The organism is Lachnoanaerobaculum orale, from assembly GCF_003862485.1.
Lineage (GTDB): Bacteria > Bacillota > Clostridia > Lachnospirales > Lachnospiraceae > Lachnoanaerobaculum > Lachnoanaerobaculum orale.
This window is the reverse complement of the sequence record NZ_RRCM01000001.1, coordinates 471707-489052: the sequence shown is the minus strand read 5'-3', so window position 1 is coordinate 489052 and position 17346 is coordinate 471707. Positions and strand designations below refer to the sequence as shown.

At 38.3% G+C, this 17346-nt stretch carries 20 protein-coding genes and 1 tRNA gene; 7 read left to right on the top strand and 14 right to left on the bottom strand.

The window, feature by feature from the left end; all coding sequences use genetic code 11:
• Positions 1 to 85: 85 nt before the first annotated feature.
• From EHW90_RS02445 to pckA, 3 genes are all read left to right on the top strand, one after another.
• Positions 86 to 156, top strand: a tRNA-Gly gene (locus EHW90_RS02445).
• 95 nt (positions 157 to 251) lie between these two features.
• Complete coding sequence (locus tag EHW90_RS02440) at positions 252 to 932, top strand: adaptor protein MecA (protein WP_124950964.1); 681 nt, start codon at positions 252 to 254, stop codon at positions 930 to 932.
• A 196-nt stretch (positions 933 to 1128) separates the two neighbouring features.
• A complete protein-coding gene (gene pckA, locus EHW90_RS02435) occupies positions 1129 to 2736 on the top strand; it encodes a phosphoenolpyruvate carboxykinase (ATP) (RefSeq protein ID WP_124950962.1) in 1608 nt (535 codons plus the stop codon).
• Between the two features lie 79 nt (positions 2737 to 2815).
• Here the strand turns inward: pckA and EHW90_RS02430 are convergent, their stop codons facing one another.
• From EHW90_RS02430 to EHW90_RS02415, 4 genes are read right to left on the bottom strand one after another with little or no spacing between them, the layout of a single operon-like run.
• Positions 2816 to 4585 (bottom strand): metal ABC transporter permease, encoded by a 1770-nt coding sequence (locus tag EHW90_RS02430; RefSeq protein WP_124950960.1) that lies wholly within the window; start codon positions 4583 to 4585, stop codon positions 2816 to 2818.
• Positions 4582 to 5469 carry a metal ABC transporter permease gene (locus EHW90_RS02425; RefSeq protein WP_124950958.1) on the bottom strand — a complete coding sequence of 296 codons (888 nt, stop codon included), beginning with the start codon at positions 5467 to 5469 and terminating at the stop codon, positions 4582 to 4584. Before EHW90_RS02425 ends, EHW90_RS02430 begins: the two co-directional genes overlap by 4 nt.
• A gap of 3 nt (positions 5470 to 5472) precedes the next feature.
• On the bottom strand, positions 5473 to 6183 hold the full coding sequence (locus EHW90_RS02420; protein ID WP_007596019.1) for a metal ABC transporter ATP-binding protein: 711 nt from the start codon (positions 6181 to 6183) through the stop codon (positions 5473 to 5475).
• A 17-nt stretch (positions 6184 to 6200) separates the two neighbouring features.
• The gene (locus EHW90_RS02415; RefSeq protein ID WP_124950956.1) at positions 6201 to 7196 is read right to left on the bottom strand and encodes a metal ABC transporter solute-binding protein, Zn/Mn family; all 996 of its coding nucleotides are present in this window, start codon (positions 7194 to 7196) and stop codon (positions 6201 to 6203) included.
• A 361-nt stretch (positions 7197 to 7557) separates the two neighbouring features.
• Between EHW90_RS02415 and EHW90_RS02410 the strand changes: the two genes are divergently transcribed.
• Positions 7558 to 8601: a cell wall-binding protein gene (locus EHW90_RS02410; RefSeq protein ID WP_124950954.1), complete on the top strand. Its 1044-nt coding sequence runs from the start codon at positions 7558 to 7560 to the stop codon at positions 8599 to 8601.
• 44 nt (positions 8602 to 8645) lie between these two features.
• Here the strand turns inward: EHW90_RS02410 and EHW90_RS02405 are convergent, their stop codons facing one another.
• Positions 8646 to 9194: a GNAT family N-acetyltransferase gene (locus EHW90_RS02405; RefSeq protein WP_124950952.1), complete on the bottom strand. Its 549-nt coding sequence runs from the start codon at positions 9192 to 9194 to the stop codon at positions 8646 to 8648.
• A 164-nt stretch (positions 9195 to 9358) separates the two neighbouring features.
• The gene (locus tag EHW90_RS13415) at positions 9359 to 9610 is read right to left on the bottom strand and encodes a hypothetical protein (RefSeq protein ID WP_243113892.1); all 252 of its coding nucleotides are present in this window, start codon (positions 9608 to 9610) and stop codon (positions 9359 to 9361) included.
• 102 nt (positions 9611 to 9712) lie between these two features.
• On the opposite strand from EHW90_RS13415, the gene EHW90_RS02395 reads away from it, so the two are divergent.
• Both EHW90_RS02395 and EHW90_RS02390 read left to right on the top strand, forming a co-directional pair.
• Positions 9713 to 9892 carry a helix-turn-helix domain-containing protein gene (locus tag EHW90_RS02395; RefSeq protein ID WP_243113891.1) on the top strand — a complete coding sequence of 60 codons (180 nt, stop codon included), beginning with the start codon at positions 9713 to 9715 and terminating at the stop codon, positions 9890 to 9892.
• Between the two features lie 114 nt (positions 9893 to 10006).
• Complete coding sequence (locus tag EHW90_RS02390) at positions 10007 to 11584, top strand: vWA domain-containing protein (RefSeq protein ID WP_124950950.1); 1578 nt, start codon at positions 10007 to 10009, stop codon at positions 11582 to 11584.
• 74 nt (positions 11585 to 11658) lie between these two features.
• Here the strand turns inward: EHW90_RS02390 and EHW90_RS02385 are convergent, their stop codons facing one another.
• From EHW90_RS02385 to EHW90_RS02355, 8 genes are all read right to left on the bottom strand, one after another.
• Positions 11659 to 12630 (bottom strand): ketopantoate reductase family protein, encoded by a 972-nt coding sequence (locus EHW90_RS02385; RefSeq protein WP_124952619.1) that lies wholly within the window; start codon positions 12628 to 12630, stop codon positions 11659 to 11661.
• Complete coding sequence (locus EHW90_RS02380) at positions 12627 to 13022, bottom strand: hypothetical protein (RefSeq protein WP_124950948.1); 396 nt, start codon at positions 13020 to 13022, stop codon at positions 12627 to 12629. Before EHW90_RS02380 ends, EHW90_RS02385 begins: the two co-directional genes overlap by 4 nt.
• 67 nt (positions 13023 to 13089) lie before the next feature.
• On the bottom strand, positions 13090 to 14316 hold the full coding sequence (locus EHW90_RS02375) for an MFS transporter (RefSeq protein ID WP_124950946.1): 1227 nt from the start codon (positions 14314 to 14316) through the stop codon (positions 13090 to 13092).
• A 1-nt stretch (position 14317) separates the two neighbouring features.
• Positions 14318 to 15193, bottom strand: a complete 876-nt coding sequence (locus tag EHW90_RS02370; protein WP_243113890.1) for a CPBP family intramembrane glutamic endopeptidase — start codon at positions 15191 to 15193, stop codon at positions 14318 to 14320.
• Positions 15190 to 15795, bottom strand: coding sequence for a TetR/AcrR family transcriptional regulator (locus EHW90_RS02365; protein WP_060930267.1), 606 nt, complete (start codon positions 15793 to 15795; stop codon positions 15190 to 15192). Before EHW90_RS02365 ends, EHW90_RS02370 begins: the two co-directional genes overlap by 4 nt.
• A 179-nt stretch (positions 15796 to 15974) precedes the next feature.
• Complete coding sequence (locus EHW90_RS13410) at positions 15975 to 16277, bottom strand: uroporphyrinogen decarboxylase family protein (RefSeq protein ID WP_243113889.1); 303 nt, start codon at positions 16275 to 16277, stop codon at positions 15975 to 15977.
• Positions 16237 to 16497: a hypothetical protein gene (locus tag EHW90_RS13405; protein ID WP_060930265.1), complete on the bottom strand. Its 261-nt coding sequence runs from the start codon at positions 16495 to 16497 to the stop codon at positions 16237 to 16239. The genes EHW90_RS13410 and EHW90_RS13405 overlap by 41 nt, the downstream gene beginning before the upstream one ends.
• A gap of 16 nt (positions 16498 to 16513) precedes the next feature.
• Positions 16514 to 16870 (bottom strand): ASKHA domain-containing protein, encoded by a 357-nt coding sequence (locus tag EHW90_RS02355; protein ID WP_060930264.1) that lies wholly within the window; start codon positions 16868 to 16870, stop codon positions 16514 to 16516.
• Between the two features lie 2 nt (positions 16871 to 16872).
• Here EHW90_RS02355 and EHW90_RS02350 point away from each other — a divergent pair, with 2 nt between their 5' ends.
• A complete protein-coding gene (locus EHW90_RS02350) occupies positions 16873 to 17331 on the top strand; it encodes a carbohydrate ABC transporter permease (RefSeq protein WP_330383480.1) in 459 nt (152 codons plus the stop codon).
• Positions 17332 to 17346: the final 15 nt, after the last annotated feature.

Sequence of the window (17346 nt, the reverse complement as noted above, 5' to 3'; positions counted from 1 at the left end):
GAATGTACGAAAATAAGTACATTTTTAACTTTATTTTTTGTTGACAACTCTATAAATTTTTGATACTATTGCAATGTAATTTTTTGCAGGTGTGGTTCAATGGTAGAACATCAGCCTTCCAAGCTGAATACGTGGGTTCGATTCCCATCACCTGCTTTTTTTGTGCCTACCGATATCCGGTAGGCATTTATTATACTTTACATAATTGCTAAATGTATTAAAATATAATTACATCTAAAGGAGGTGATACCTTGAGAATTGAAAGGATTAGTACCAATCAGATAAGATGCACACTGTCAAGTGTTGATTTACAAAACAGAAATTTAAATGTACTGGAGCTGGCATACGGAAGCGACAACGCAAAGGCACTGTTTCGAGAGATGTTACATAAAGCTTCTTATGAAGTGGGATTTGATACTGACGACACTCCTCTTATGATAGAAGCGGTTCCGATGTCCGGAGAAAACATTGTCATATATATTACAAAGGTTGACGACCCTGATGAACTGGATACCAGATTTGCAAAGTTTGCACCTGCCATATCGGATGACATACTTTCCACGCTTGATATAAGACTTGACAACCTGCTTGAAGGCGCTATTGAATTAAACGATTCGCCAAACTCTCTAAACGCTGTGAGCGAATCTTATTTAAGAGCATTCTCATTTGACAGTCTGGATGAATTTATCACAGCCGCAAAGGCTGTAGGAAGCTACTCCGGCGAAAACACTTTATATAAGGATGAAACCAATAATAAATTTATTTTGGTCCTAAAAAAGAATGACAATAAAAAGGATTTTTCAGCAGCCGCAAATATTCTGTCCGAGTACGGCAACAAACTTTCCGCCACTTCTTTCAGCGACGACTATTATAAAGAGCATTTTAAGATTTTGGTAAGAGAGAATGCCGTCTCACAGATGGCAAAAATCTAATAAGCATTTTTTTAACAAACTTCAAAATATTATTGCTTTTTTGCGGATTGTTATGTATATTCTAATAAGGTCAATTGTACTTTAAAGAGTGCATAGCTTTATTAAAAGATATTGCTTGGCATTGCTCTAAGCAGATGATCTCAATGTTGATGATTTTAAACATTGTAATATCAAAATTATAGAAAAGAGGATTATTATGGCAAATATTGATTTAACTCAGTATGGCATCACAGGCACTACAGAGATAGTACACAATCCATCTTATGATGAATTATTTGCAGCTGAGACAGATTCTGCATTATCAGGCTATGAAAAAGGACAGGTTAGTGAGCTTGGTGCCGTTAACGTATTAACAGGTATCTATACAGGTCGTTCACCTAAAGATAAATTTATAGTTATGGATGAGAATTCAAAAGATACAGTTTGGTGGACATCAGCAGATTATGCAAATGACAACCATCCGCTTTCAGAGGATTCTTGGGCTGTTTTAAAAGACCTTGCAAAGAATGAGCTTTCAAACAAGAAACTTTATGTGGTAGATGCCTTCTGCGGAGCAAACAAAGATACAAGAATGGCGGTTCGTTTCATTGTGGAAGTTGCTTGGCAGGCACATTTCGTTACAAATATGTTTATCAAGCCAAGTAAGGAAGAACTTGAGAACTTCAAGCCTGACTTTGTTGTATACAATGCTTCAAAGGCAAAGGTAGCAAACTACAAAGAGCTTGGACTTAACTCCGAGACAGCCGTTGCTTTCAACATCACAAGCCGTGAGCAGGTTATCCTCAACACATGGTACGGCGGCGAGATGAAGAAGGGTATGTTCTCAATGATGAACTACTATCTCCCTCTTAAGGGTATCGCTTCAATGCACTGCTCTGCAAACACAGACAAGAACGGTGAGCATACAGCTATATTCTTCGGACTTTCAGGAACAGGAAAGACAACTCTTTCAACAGACCCTAAGAGACTTCTTATCGGTGACGATGAGCACGGTTGGGATGATAACGGTGTATTCAACTACGAGGGCGGTTGCTATGCAAAGGTTATAAACCTTGACAAGGAGTCAGAGCCTGATATCTACAACGCTATCAGAAGAGACGCTCTTTTAGAGAATGTTACTCTTGATGAGAACGGCAAGGTAGACTTTAAAGACGGCAGCAAGACAGAGAACACCAGAGTTTCATATCCTATAGACCATATCGATAATATCGTTAAGCCTATATCACACGGACCTGCTGCAGAGAATGTAATCTTCCTTTCAGCTGATGCATTCGGAGTACTTCCTCCTGTATCAATCCTTACACCTGAGCAGACTCAGTACTACTTCCTCAGCGGATTCACTGCTAAGCTTGCAGGTACGGAGCGTGGTATTACAGAGCCTACACCTACATTCTCAGCTTGCTTCGGACAGGCATTCCTTGAGCTTCACCCTACAAAGTATGCAGAGGAACTTGTAAAGAAGATGACAAAGAACGGTTCAAAGGCATATCTTGTAAATACAGGATGGAACGGAACAGGAAAGAGAATCTCTATCAAAGATACTCGCGGTATCATTGACGGAATCCTAAGCGGTGCTATAAAGAACGCTCCTACAAAGAAGATTCCATACTTTGATTTTGAGGTTCCTACAGAGCTTGAGGGCGTTGATTCAAAGATTCTTGACCCGAGAGATACATATGCAAATGTTAATGATTGGGAAATCAAGGCAAAGGATCTTGCTTCAAGATTTGCAAAGAACTTCCAGAAATATACTACAAACGAGGCCGGCAAAGCTTTAGTAGCTGCAGGACCTAAGGTAGACTAATACTTTAAATATTTTATAAAATTTTAACAGAGCTGCGACAAAAGTTGCAGCTCCGTTTTTATACGACCTGTTACCGATATCAAATAATTTCCACCATCATCCTTACTGCCGCTTTCCCCGCAATATGCTTATCTTCACTTGCAGAGCTTACAAGTACAGAATCGTCAAAATCATCGATATCCTTTACCACAAATTCATCTCCTAAAGCAATCTTTTTTTCTTCCAGGTATTCAATCAAATCCCTGTCATCTTCAACTTTATGAAGACGACATGAAATACCCTTTGATACCTCCGAAAGTTTTTTTAATTTATCGGTATCCGGATGATTTTCGTATATTTCATTTCCGTGTGGGCAGTGCATAGGTTTATTTAGAAATTCATTCAGTCTGTCCTTTAGTCCGTTTGAAGTGACATACTCCAAAGCCTTTGCATCCTCATGGACATCCTGCCATGAATAACCCAGATATTCCACCAGAAACAATTCCCACAATCTATGCTTTGTCAGTAATGCTCTGGCCCTCATTTTACCTGTTTCCGTCAAAAGAATCGACTTGTTCTCAGTATACACTTCTCCCTCTTCTACCAGTTTTTTTAACATCTCACTTACAGATGCAGCCTTTACTCCCAAAATCTCCGAGATCTTTTTATTTGTTGCAATTTCCTTTTTTTCAATAAGCTCATAAATTGCTGAAATATAATCATCTCTACCGGTGTCTATCTTAGCCATATCATTTTCCCTTACTCTGAGTCCGTAATGTTTTCTTATATCATCACTTAATTTTTTACCCGTTTCAGTCAGGGAATATACACCTCTTTCTTTTGCACGATAAACATATCCTTTTTTTATCAACTTGTCCAAAACATATTTGAGCTTTCTGTCGGACCAAGCAATATGCTCTCTAATTGTACTGTATCCCAATTCACCGAGAGCATTTTTCTTTCCTGTATGATTATCTATATGTAAAATCAAAAGTTCTCTACTGAAACGATTTTTGTTTTTAATATATCTTATCATCTTAGTAATGATTCCACCCGGATATACTGCAATGGTTATCATAAATGTTAAACCCGAAACCAAAGCACACATTCCCGACATGGATACATTAAATTTTACAGCAAGAAAATAACCAATGCAAGAATTAACTACTGCATATACAGCCGCCAAAAATATTGTTATTTTAAGGTCCTTTGAAATCAGATATGCACTTGCAGCCGGTGAAATAAAAAAGGATATTGTAAGTATCGCACCTACCGACTCAAACGCAGAAACTGCAGTAAATGAAACCAAAGCCATAAAAACATAATAAAGACCTGCCCCTGCAATACCGGCCACTCCGGCATATACAGGATCAAATGAACTTATTTTCAGTTTTCTAAAAAAGACCGCTATAAATACTGTATTTATCAAAAGCACAAAAACCATCTGTACCAAAGCCTTTGGAAGGCTTAATCCAAGGAAATTTATTCTATGAAGCGGAGCCAGTATAATTTCTCCAATCAAAACCATCTCAGTATCCAGATGTACATTTCTTGCATATCTTGTAATAAGTATAACGGCTATCGAAAAAAACAGCGGAAAAATTATACCTACAGAAGCATCTTCCGTCACTCTTTTACTTTTTATCAGTAACTCTATACAAACAGTCGTTAAAACACCGAAAAGACTTGCTCCTATTATTAATAAAACACTCCCTATATCTTTAGTAACAAAATATCCTATAACTATTCCAAGAAGGACGGAATGTGAGATTGCATCGGAAACCATTGAAAGTCTTCTTAACACTAAAAACACTCCCAAAACAGCACAGGCAAGAGAGGTTATTATAAGAATATACAAAGATTCAATCATTTCCCTACCCTCATCTTCCTAATATTTAAAAGCATTCTCACAATACCTCTCGGTGCAAACAATACAGAAAAGAGAGCAATGACAGACATAATAAGTATAATGCTTGGTCCTGTGGAAAATCCCTTCACCGCACTGCTTATAAAAGTACCTAAAAAGGCAGATACGGCTCCTGTTACCGCCGCAATCACTAAGACTTTCTCATAACTGTTACTCCATTGCAAACCTGTAACCGCAGGTGTTATAAGCATACTGCTTATAAGAATGGCACCCACCGCCTTTAGACCTGCCGCAATCAAAATCATGGTTATTATCATTATAAGAAGAGAGGTAAGCCTTGAATTTATCCCTATTGTATACGCATAAACCATATCAAAAACATATACCTTTATCTCTTTGTAAAACAGTATAAACAGGGCAAGAGATATAATCGATACTGTAAGTATTATATATACATCCTCTCTCAGTATATATGCCGCCTGTCCGAATATATAGCTTGCAAGCCCCGACTGCGAAGCGCCCTGATATTTCGGATTACCCTGTATATAACTTTTTAATACCATACCCATACCGAACATTGCAGATAAAATGACAGCCATTGCGGTGTCCGCTTCTATCTTTGAGCCTTCCGAAATAATCTGTATCAGTAAAAAAGCGACTATGCCTGCCACTATTGCACCGAGCATTAAAATAAGAGAACTTTTTCTTCCGGATATCATAAATGCCAGAATTATTCCGGGAAGTGATGCATGACCTACAGCATCACCTATCAGACTCTGCCCCTTTAAAATACTTATAGTTCCGACTATACCTGTTGCCATGGCAAGCAGCATTGTTCCTATCGCAACCACAATAAACGAATACTGTGTAATAATACTTATATTCATAGCCTACTCCCCATATGTCGCATCTATATTCTCTTTCACAAAGGTTTCCTCAGTCCTTCCGCTTGCTATAAGCTGCTTATTAACCATAATTACATGATCGAAATATTCGCATAGGGTGTTTAAATCATGGTGTACCGCTATAATGGTCTTTCCCTCTTTTTTAAACTCCCTCATTGTTTCTATAATTATATTCTCTGTTTTCTTATCAACTCCTGCAAGCGGTTCATCCATAAAGTAAATAAGGGCATTCTGAGCAATTGCCCTTGCTATGAATACCCTTTGTTTTTGTCCCCCTGAAAGTTCTGAAATCTGTCTGGATGCAAAATCTTCCATTTTCATTTTTTTCAATGCTTCCAAAGCTTTTTCCTTTTCAGAAGCATTTACTCTTTTAAATAAGCCAAGTCCCGCATATCTTCCCATTGTCACCACATCAATTACCGTGGTGGGAAAATTCCAGTTTACCGTGGTGGTCTGAGGTATATAAGCAATCTGCTTATATACCTCCTTGTAAGACTTACCCATAATACTTACTTTACCTGAAATAGGCTTCATAAGCCCCAGTATTCCCTTCATTAATGTGGATTTACCGGCGCCGTTTGGCCCTATTATTGCAGTAATACTTCCCTCATATATATCAAGATCCATATCCCATATTACAGGAATATCTGTATATGCCATTGTAAAGTCTTCCAAATGTATCAATACTTTTTCCATATCTAACCTCAAAGGTACTATTTTAAATTGTCGGTAATAAGTTTTACATTATGCTTATACATATCAATATATGTATCGCCATCTTCACCCTTTGGTGCCAAAGAATCTGAAAACAACTCATTTCCTTCACCGCTTACGATCTTTACATCCGCTCCCTTTGCAGCTGCACCTTCTCTAAGCTTTTCCATACGTGCAGGATCTGTTGTGGACTCTGCAAATATAGCTTTTATTTTATGTTCCACTATAAAATCTATAGTTTCTTGTATATCCTGATTTGCCACCTCCGATTCGGTGCTTACACCTTGAGGTGCTTTTACTTCTATGTCATATGCTCTTGAGAAATAATTAAATGCATCATGAGGTGTAATCAAATATCTGCTCTCCTTAGGTATTGAAGAAATATTCTCCTTTACATACTCATCAAGCTTTGTAAGTTCCTCCAAATACTTTGTCTTATTCTCTTCATACTTATCCTTATATTCAGGATTCAAATTTTCAAGTGATTCGCCTGCAGCTTCTACAGCCATCTTATAAAGTCCTATATCAAACCAGAAATGCGGATCTGTAATAACTTGTCCGTCTTCATCCATTGTCCCTATGCGATCTTTCGGAAAATTTCTGCTCACAGCCTCACCTTTAGCTTCAAGTGCCTCCACCATTTTACCTTCAAAATGAAGTCCATGATAAAGTGTAAGATCTGAAGAACTAAGTTTTGTATAGTCCTCAGGCTTTGCAACATATAAATGCGGATCCTCTCCGGCAGGTATTATAAGCTCTACATTAACAGTATCACCTGCAAGTTGTTCTACCATATCCTGTAAAAATGAAGTTGTAACAACCACATTCTTCTTATTCACGGTATCACTGCTTGCTTTTGATGTTTCCTCCATTGACTTAGACTCTGTATTTTGTGCACTAGTCTGAGTATCTGAAGTTTTCCCTCCTGCACATGCACAAAGTGATAAAGCCATTCCTGCGGCTGCAATAAGTATACTCAAATTCCTTTTAAACATATTATCCCCTCCTAATGAATTAGGTTATTTTATTTTTATAATTAGGCTTACCTAACTACTTTTATATTTATACCTTATTTTTAGAAGTAAATCAAGTACTGATATATTTTTTATAAAATAAAGTATAATCTCTTCTATATTTAATACTTGTGATAATTATGATAAAAGTTCCTACTGTAAGTAATATTCTGTAAATCTTCAAAATTTATTCTGCATTTTCTGAAGATATTCAATTTTAGTTACAATTAAGTAAGATAAAATTAAGTCTAAGGGACTATATTTTCTACAAAAAATGCTTTAGAATATAATCATAACATTAAAATATTTATCTTGCAGGAGAGCCTGCAGAATGGAGGATTGTATGATTCAAGGAAGTTTAAAGAAGATGGCGTCAGTTGTTTTGACAACATCAATGATTCTTGGAATGTCAAGCATGGCATTTGCAAAGAACACAAGAACAGTAGTACAGAATGTCAAAATCAATATAGATTATGATTTGGCACCTAATATGAATGCCGGAAATATTGATGTTGACAGTGACAGCACAGGTGTCAATGATATAAAGGTTGCAGCTATTACAAATACCGACTACGGTAAGAAGCCGAAGGTTACACTTAAGTTAAAGTCCGACGAAGATTATACTTTCAAGGGTACACCAAACGGCAATATCAGTCTTAACGATAAAACAGGCAAGGGCGCTACAATATCAAAGATTTCTGCAAGCGGAACAAGCATGTCTGTAACAGTTACACTTCCAAAGACAAGCGCAGGTGACAACGGAGCACTTGAAGTAAGCGATATCAACTGGGGTGACGATGACAGCCCTATCATATCTTGGGACAAGGCCGACTATGCAAGCAAGTACGAAGTAAAGCTGTACCGCAACAATTCAATCAAAGATAATGTAACAACATCCGGTACAAGCTATGATTTCCGCAGCAAAATCCGTGAGAACGGCAAGGGAAGCTACACTGTAAAGATTCGTGCAGTTGCAAGCAACGGCACTAAGGGTAACTGGACAGAGTCTGATGAATTTGATGTAGATGACGATATCTTATCAAATCTCGGTGGACAAAGCAGTAACAATAACGGCGGTAACGCAGGTCCTAACGGTGCAAGCTCAAACAGCACAGGTGCCTGGTTAAAGGACAATGTAGGCTGGTGGTATATAAATGCCGACAGAAGCTATACTATAAACAACTGGCAGCAGATTAACGGCAACTGGTACTACTTCGATAACAGAGGTTATATGATGACCGGATGGCTTAAGAGCCCTTATTCAGGCAAGTGGTACTGGCTCAGCAAAGAGGACGGAAGCAACCTCGGTAAGATGCTTACAAGCCAGTGGGTTGACAACAACCGCTACTATGTAGACGGAAGCGGTGTTTGGACACAGAGCAGATAATAAATTTGAGGATGTCGCATGCGACATCCTCTTTTTACAGTTATTTAATCCAACACCAATAACATGGATATAAGTTCTTGCCATCCGGTATAACGAGAACAAAATCCTCTCGGATTACGACCGGTTTCCGTGAATCCGAATTTTTTATAAAGTGCAATAGCATTTGTATTTTCAGCAACCACCTCAAGTTCCAATTGCCTATAGCCGGCAGTTTTTGCACATTCAATACATGCCTGTGTTAATGCAGTGCCTATACCTTTCCCATGATATGCTTTTTCAATACTTATCCCGAACTCTGCACGATGCTTTACCTTGTCTTTTGATCCAACCGCAGAAATTCCGGCTAAACCGACAATTCTATCATCAACAATCGCACAAATTTGTATCTCACAGGAGCTGTTTTCTTTATCTTCAAGGAATTTCTCTTTTTCCTCAACACTAAAATTTATTTCATCCGGATAAGAAAGGAGGAAGTCTGTTTCCTCACGGATAATCTTTGTATTCTCAAGCACACTCTTAGCGTCGCCCATTGTAGCATTTCTTATAATACAAAGCATATTGTTTGCAAGTCTTATTTTTTTATAATATTTCAACTCATCATCTCCTCTAAACAACTATACTGTTGTATGTATACCTATTAACGGCATTATTAATTGTTGTAATAATCGCATTATATCACAACTTTAATGTTTTATATCGCATTTTGCGTTTTTATTATATCTGTTTTTAACCTTCTAAATATTTCCGGTTTAATTCATCACCTATTATTAAAATTTTCTTCTCCACAATACAAAATATAATTGATATTTAAATACGCCGGCTTAACAAATATTATAAATATTTGAACTCTAGAATTAAATATGGGCAAATATGCCTCTATCTTCTCAATAATGGCTATCTTATCCTGTAACCAACCATGTATATTGGTCGGATCTATTATATTTCCGAGATCACCCTCAGGAAGTGAACCGAACTTCTCATCTATATCGGCAAGAGCTGATACATTCAAGCCCTTATCCTTTGCTGTTGCTATTAAAACATTTGTTAAATCGTTTTGTATCTTTTGCCTCTTCCAGTCTTTATTCTAAGCCCTCTGTCCGTACCTTCAAATATGCATTTTTCCACGCTTACATCATATACTCCGGCTACAACCACCAAACTTACTGTAACAGATATAGCAATCAGCTGCGGATTCAATGACAGCAACTACTTTAAGGACGCCTTTAAAAAAACCTATGGTCTTTCTCCCAGACATTACAGGAAATCAAGTGATGCACAGATTGATGAATAAATTATGTCCAAATTTTTAATAAATACTTACGCTCTTCTACATTTATTATATTGTATTTAATGTTACTATTATTATAAGCTTTACACTTGATTGTTTTATTAGGAGGATGAGTATATGAAAAATAGATCAAGTTTTTGTAAGATAAGTGTAGGTATGTTGATATTTGCCCTCAGCACCCTTGCCTTACTTGTCGGATGTTCAAGCCCACAGCCTAAAACGGAAGGTGCGGTTTATGACACCGGAAAGGTGGCTGAATATGCCACTCCTTATGTAAGTTATGATGCAAATTATAATACAGAGGAATACAATGCTGTTGACGAAAGTAACTTCAAAGCTGTAGCTACTTCACCACTTTCCACATTTGCAGCTGATGTAGACACGGCGTCTTATGCAAATATCAGGCGTTTCATAAATTCGGGAGAATTGCCTCCGGCCGATGCAGTAAGGATTGAGGAAATGCTCAATTATTTCCACTATGACTATCCGCAGCCAAATGAGGGTGAGCCATTCTCGGTAACTACTGAAATTTCCGCATGTCCATGGAATCCCGACACCAGGCTGATGATGGTAGGAATGCAGGCTAAAAGTATGGAGGAACTTGAAAAGAAACCTTCAAATCTTGTATTCCTTATAGACGTATCAGGATCTATGGATGAACCCAACAAATTGCCTCTTGTTAAAAATGCATTCTTGCTTCTTTGCGAACAGTTAAAAGAAAATGATACTGTTTCAATAGTTACATATGCCGGAAGCGATCAGGTTGTACTTGAAGGTGCAAAGGGATCGGATTCAAAAGAAATAATGGCTGCTATAGAAGATTTGGAAGCGGGCGGAAGTACTGCAGGATCTGAAGGTATAAAGACAGCTTATGAAATTGCCGGAAAATACTTTAAAGCAGACGGAAATAACAGAGTTATACTTGCCACCGACGGCGATCTGAATGTCGGAATCACAAGTGAAGGAGAACTTACAAGACTTATAAAGAAAGAAAAAGAAAGCGGTGTATTCCTTTCCGTTCTTGGATTCGGTACAGAAAATATAAAGGACAATAAGATGGAGGCACTGGCTGACAATGGTAACGGAAATTATTCTTATATCGATTCAAGATTTGAAGCAAAGAAAGTACTTTCAGAAGAGCTTGGTGCAAACTTCTTTACTGTAGCAAAGGATGTAAAGTTCCAATTGGAATTCAATCCTAAGTTTATAAAGGGCTACAGACTGATAGGCTACGAAAATCGTATCATGGATGATGAGGACTTTAAGGATGATACCAAAGATGGCGGTGAAATAGGTTCAGGACATAGAGTAACCGTATTGTATGAGATAGTAGATAAAGACTCTCCAATGGATATCGGCTCGGATTTAAAATACCAAAGCAGTGCTGTTATAGAGTCTAATGACCTTTTAAATATTGCAGTAAGATATAAAGAGCCTGATTCCGAAACAAGTAAAGGATTAAACTACCCTGTTACTACCGAAGCCATAAAAGCAGAAATGTCTGATAATATGAAGTTCGCCGCTGCAGTAGCAGAGACCGGCATGTTACTTCGTGATTCGGAGTTTAAGGGCAAATCAAGTTATGACAGCGTTGTGTCATTACTTGATTCAATTCCCGATATCAAAAATGATACAAGTAAGTTGGAATTTTTATTACTTGTAAAAAAGATGGCTACTTTGGTGAAAGAACAATAAAAATATAATTATAGAAATATCGGCTTTATCCTAAAATAAAGCCGGTATTTTTATATATACAGCCACTACAGTTCTCATAACAGTAGACTGTCAGCTCTTATAAAAAGTTTATCCATATTAGAGTAAAACACCGGTAACTCAAGATGCTTTAACTTCCCGGTCTCATAAACACATTTGCACCCATATAGCATATCCCCTACATCACTATGTAAAGTCATGATTTTTCGGGTGAGTTCATTCGTTTTGAACATTCGTTTCATAAAAATTCCGGCAAAGGTAGACGGAATTCTATACGGGAGAAGTTCATTTTTATAGAAGCTTAAGTCTACTCCTCTCGCCTTGACCACCTGAATCGTTTCTCTTATTACCTTTACTGTAATAGACAATGCATGGGCATCCTTCATCAAATTAAGAGCAAGCTGCATCGGATGATCAATTTTCCCTTCCCGGGCCGCAGAAGAGGTGACACCGGCATTGATGGCCATATGAAGCCATATCCATTCCACCATGTCGTGAGGAATCTCCGTTTTCAAATCTGCAGAAGCGAGAAGAGCTGTTAAAGCTTTGTAATTGGAAATCCCTGCTTTTCCCTCACCTTCCAGCATAATATGGTCAAAGAGAACACAGTCCAAGTTATTCTGCAAAAGCCTTCCGCCTGCGGTAGGAAAACCTATAATATAAGGATAAGCACCCACTATTTCATCAATCTCTTCCCGACTGTTCCAAAAGTTACAAAATAAAATCAGACTTCCTCTAATATGGTTCTGTGAAAGTGTCGCTATCGCATCCTTTATTTTCCCGCTTGCCACACTCAAAATAATAAAATCATACTCTGTATTCGGCTTGGTAAGATTCACCTTGTATTGATCTGCTTTTTCTTCTCCTTTTTTGTTATAACGTCCATCTAATAAACTGATATTTAGACTTTCCTGTGCCTTCGATTTTTTCTCTTCTCTCAGCAAATGTTCGACTTGATGCCCTGCTTTTTGGAACACATAGCCGTAAGTTGTGCCTATGACTCCAAGACCCACTATGCATATTCTCATAAATTCTGCCTCCTTTCTTCTATTTTCCATCCGATTATCCAGGCAAGAACCAGAAGATAATTTTCCACAGCGCCAATCAAATTTACCATTTGATGCATCTTAAGATAATGGACAAAATGATTGCTTCCGATACCGATTCCGCCGAGAATAAGAGCCAGCAAAATAGACTTTAGATAGGTCCAATTGTAGTGCCTATACGACGTAATCAATATGACTAAAACGGCAATATTCCAAAAGCCGATTTCTCTCTGCCATCCTGTAGAAATTCCATACGCAGAGTTTCTTCCCATATATTCCGGTGCGAAAATCTGTAGGATCGCCGCACCGGATATCGCTATGATAAGAATGATAAACAGCACGCGCAAGAAAAGATTCATTTTTTTCTGATGCATTGACTAGACCTCCTTAAACTCACAGATTCCGTTTGCCATCTGTAAATCACACATTACAATTCCCCTATTACGTTTTCTTTTCCAATTCTCCGATAGCCGGAAAACGAAGTAAAGTAACTGCCACAAGGGAAAGAAAGACACCCGAAATCCCTATCATAAAAGCGGCTCCACGTCCGACACCCATTCCACTCAGACTCCCAAGACCATCCGCAGCTAAGCCGGAAACTGCATAGGCAATAACATAGCCCAGCTGCGAGAGAAAGCCTATAAATCCCCAAGCTCTGCCCTGCAAAGCATCCGGTATATTTGTCCTGCAAAGATAATCCATGCAGTTGTTGCAAAGAGGCAAAGTAGCAAAGAAAAAGAAACCAAATATACTGATGCTGACCAGATTTTCAAATATTGACATACCGATCATAAAGATTCCCGCCATAAAAAATGAGATTTGAAGAACTTTTCCATATTCTTTCTTAATGCCGAAACCTCCGAGAAGTATTCCCGATACAAGCATTCCACTTGCACATAGGGTTTCTACAATGCCCAGCACCTTGGAGTCTGAAAAAGAAAGAATCATCGGCTCAACAAGAATTTGCAAAGTCCCAAGAAACAGGGTAATCAGAGAGGAACACAGGACAAGCACAAAAACGCCTTTCTCTATGTGGATTGCTCTCCAGCCTTCTTTCATGCTTTCCAAAAATGACTGCTTATCTGTAGGCTGTTTTGCTTTTATCCCTTGCCTTACAATAAAGGTCGTTGTAATCGTAACAAAGAAGGTAGATACATCAATGAACAGCAACAGGGAAATGTCATGATATGCCAGCAATAGGCCTGCTATAACGGGCGAGAACAGATATCTGGCACTTCCTGCCAAAGACACTAATCCTGAGGCTTTGGAAAACTCCTCCTTGGATAATAAATCTGTGATCGTTGCTCTGTAAGAAGGATCTAAAAGGGAGGAAAATATGGCACTGACGAACACACCTATACATATCTGAACGAGGTTTGCTTCTCCATGTAGCATGCAGAGGAAAATGTAAAGGATGCCAAGTCCTGAACAACCGTCTCCAATCATCATCAAAACTCTTCTATCGTAACGGTCAGCCAACACTCCTGCCGGAACAGTGAAAAGAAGGGTAGGCAGAAATCCAAGTAAAGTCACCAAGGCCATTCCTGCCGCACTGCCTGTTTTTTGAAAGACATAAACCCCAAGTCCAAAAGAAGTGAGTCCGCCACCTATAGACGATATGAGCTCCCCAATCCAAAGAAGGAGAAACTTTTTCATTCCGGAACTCATCTTAATTTCCCTCCCCAAATCGTGTTTTCAAGAGTCTTCCAACATGCTCCGTTCCAAAAAACATTTTTTTATTCAGCAGTACAATAATCACCGTTACAATGAAAATCACAATGGTTTCCACACACTTTGTCTCCGCTGTCATCGCAATTTTTTCCTGCATAAAGTTTACAAACAAATGGAACACCATGCAGGCCAGAATGGAGCGGTCGCTGACCAGATACACCCATGTGATGATATATCCCATGAGAATGGCACCCACGAAGAAATTAATGACAAACAAGGGATTAACCATAAGTCCTGCCTGATATGTCCCCTTGATAAAAAGCAGGGGAAAATGCCAAAGTGACCATAATATTCCAAAAATCAGGGATTCAATAAACCAGTCCATATATTGCCCTATGGAGTCTTCACAATATCCCTTCCAGCCTACTTCTTCAATAATCGAAGCCAGTGTAATGGTCACAAAAGCAGATCCTATTCCCACTCCGGTAAAGGAAAAATCTTCCGTAAAGGAAAACTGTTTTAAGGATTGTCCAAATAAAAGGGATAAAAGTATAGAGAACACAATAATCAGTGCATAAAGAACCACTGCCCAAAACACATTCATCCACTTCACTTTATAAAAGCCTATAATCTTTTCCTTAAGATCTTTCTTCAACTCTTCACAGCCGGATACAAGTACAAATACAGTTGAGACCACTGCCGGAGCAAGGAGACCCAGCAACATCAATATCGCACCCTTATCTTCGGAAACAAAGATTGCCGGTATCCAGAAGATCCATGTGAAAAAATAAGCGCAGATAAAGAATAACCACGGTCTATATCGATATTCATCTTTATCCTGTATAAACTGCGCTTTGCTCATTCCTTTGTTCATTCCTTTGCCCCCTCTACTAAGACCTTACTGATAAAATGCATGGTTCCGGATTTTGCCCCAAGAGACTTCTCCAGCATATCGATATACACCTCTACATCTTTTTCACCAAAATTTCCATAATCGAACATATGCTGACTCGTAACAAGGAGCATCTTCACTCGCTCTTCAATATACGTACACGAAAAGATTCCCTGTGCTATTCCTTCTTGAACAATCTCTGCCAAAATCGGTACCGCCACTTCTACAATTTTCTTGCAGATTTTATCATGCATAATAATATTTTCTTTTCTTTCCAGAACATCCGTAATCACCGCTTCCTCTTTATCCGGACGAAAGGCATTTACAACCGAAACCAACTTTTCAGGTATCGAAAGCTGTGCCGCAAGAAGCTCTTTGGCTACTGTACTCTCCTTTTCTATCATCATTTCTATGACCGCCTCCAGCGTTGCTTCTTTGCTCGCAAAATAATAATAGTAAGTTCCTTTTGCTATACCGGCCTTAGCCACAATCTCATCAATACTTGTATTCTCATAGCCTTTTTCTATGAACATACGATAGGCAAGATTTAGAAGTTCCTGTTTTCTTTTTTCACCTTTTTTCATTTCAGTCTCCTTTTTTGACTAATAGTCGGTTTTTATTATAGAACGCCCTTTACTCACTGTCAACACTTTTTCGACTATCAGTCAATAATTGCTTTGAGAAATAAAAAAGACACCTGCATCTTAGCAAGTGCCATAATATTTACTACAACAGATGGATCATATACTTATTTTAATATTAATTATATAAAACTATACTTCCTTCCTGCATTCAAAAACATATCTATCTTTTCATCTGTTGTTGCAAGGGGAAGGTTGTATCCCGGAGTGAGCATAAAGCCCTTTTTACATTTCTTTCCCGCAAGGATACATCTCTTTACTTCATCCTCTATATTTTCCTGTGTTCCATTGCAGATCGTATAAACCGGTGCTACATTCCCTGCAATCATCTTTGAATCTGCAAAAAACTCACAAGTTTCATCTATATCCATCTCATTGTCCACACTAAAGATACCTATATCCAGATTTTTTACATGTTCCCACACCCATTCCGTCCAGACCGAATCGGTTCATAGACACTATATCTCCCATTACAAGGCTGTCTTCATTTCTCCAGTACTCTCTTGTATTTTTTCCTATAAGCCTTGCCTTTATCTCGCCCAAAAAAGGATCCATCATTATTCTGTCATAATCTCTTTTTTCAGCTATTGCTTTTGCCCTTTCCACAGGTGTCATCTTATCATTAGGATGAATCTTAAGTTCCATATATTTTCTCCTATTATCAATCAAATCTCAAAGCCTTTGCAAATATTTTTTCATACTCTTCAAGCTTTGAAAGCTCAAAATACTCAGTCTCCACAGAGATTTCACTCATATACTCTATCGCATTTTTATCAAGAAGAGCCATATATGCTCCGGTCAAAGAGGTATTTCCAAGGTATTCCACCTTTCCCTCAAATTCCCTTGGCATAAGTCCCACCCCAAAGAAAGAGTCCATACTTATATACTTACCAAACTGCCCGGCTATACATACCCTTGTTATATCACCGGTTTCAATGCCGGCTTTTTTTATAAGCGCTCTTATACCTGAGAATATAGCTCCCTTGGCAAGCTGTACCTGCCTTATATCCTTTCTCACCGATATATATTGTATTTAAAAACTTCGGACTGCTTGATACCAAACTTGCACTTATTATTGCAAATGTAGCTGTATGCCTGCCTATGAGTCTCTGGCTTTTGTACTCATATATAAAGGATATACCTGTAACGCTTGAAGAAGCTGCATGGATGGACGGTGCTACAAGGCTTGAAGTCGTAAGGTTTATTCTTGCCCCTTTGATACTTCCGGGGCTGCTTACAACAGGGCTTTTTGCCTTTATCAGAGCCTATGGTGATCTGCTTTTTGCCCGAACATTTATATTGTCACCGGAAAACAGAACTGTAGCCATGGCACTTACAGATTATCAGTCACTTTATAAGACAACTTGGGAAACTCAGATGGCTGCAAGTGTCATCACCATGATTCCGACACTTATAATATTTATTTTCATTCAAAAATTTCTTATAAAAGGACTGCTTGGTGACAGCATCAAGGGTTAAAAAAGAGTAAAACCT

Excerpts from the sequence above, each read along its gene's own strand:
- pckA (WP_124950962.1), top strand. The coding sequence starts at position 1,129 with ATGGCAAATATTGATTTAACTCAGTATGGCATCACAGGCACTACAGAG.
- EHW90_RS02430 (WP_124950960.1), bottom strand. The coding sequence starts at position 4,585 with ATGATTGAATCTTTGTATATTCTTATAATAACCTCTCTTGCCTGTGCT.
- EHW90_RS02425 (WP_124950958.1), bottom strand. The coding sequence starts at position 5,469 with ATGAATATAAGTATTATTACACAGTATTCGTTTATTGTGGTTGCGATA.
- EHW90_RS02420 (WP_007596019.1), bottom strand. The coding sequence starts at position 6,183 with ATGGAAAAAGTATTGATACATTTGGAAGACTTTACAATGGCATATACA.
- EHW90_RS02415 (WP_124950956.1), bottom strand. The coding sequence starts at position 7,196 with ATGTTTAAAAGGAATTTGAGTATACTTATTGCAGCCGCAGGAATGGCT.
- EHW90_RS02410 (WP_124950954.1), top strand. The coding sequence starts at position 7,558 with ATGATTCAAGGAAGTTTAAAGAAGATGGCGTCAGTTGTTTTGACAACA.
- EHW90_RS02395 (WP_243113891.1), top strand. The coding sequence starts at position 9,713 with ATGCATTTTTCCACGCTTACATCATATACTCCGGCTACAACCACCAAA.
- EHW90_RS02390 (WP_124950950.1), top strand. The coding sequence starts at position 10,007 with ATGAAAAATAGATCAAGTTTTTGTAAGATAAGTGTAGGTATGTTGATA.
- EHW90_RS02385 (WP_124952619.1), bottom strand. The coding sequence starts at position 12,630 with ATGAGAATATGCATAGTGGGTCTTGGAGTCATAGGCACAACTTACGGC.
- EHW90_RS02380 (WP_124950948.1), bottom strand. The coding sequence starts at position 13,022 with ATGCATCAGAAAAAAATGAATCTTTTCTTGCGCGTGCTGTTTATCATT.
- EHW90_RS02375 (WP_124950946.1), bottom strand. The coding sequence starts at position 14,316 with ATGAGTTCCGGAATGAAAAAGTTTCTCCTTCTTTGGATTGGGGAGCTC.
- EHW90_RS02370 (WP_243113890.1), bottom strand. The coding sequence starts at position 15,193 with ATGAACAAAGGAATGAGCAAAGCGCAGTTTATACAGGATAAAGATGAA.
- EHW90_RS02365 (WP_060930267.1), bottom strand. The coding sequence starts at position 15,795 with ATGAAAAAAGGTGAAAAAAGAAAACAGGAACTTCTAAATCTTGCCTAT.
- EHW90_RS13405 (WP_060930265.1), bottom strand. The coding sequence starts at position 16,497 with ATGGAACTTAAGATTCATCCTAATGATAAGATGACACCTGTGGAAAGG.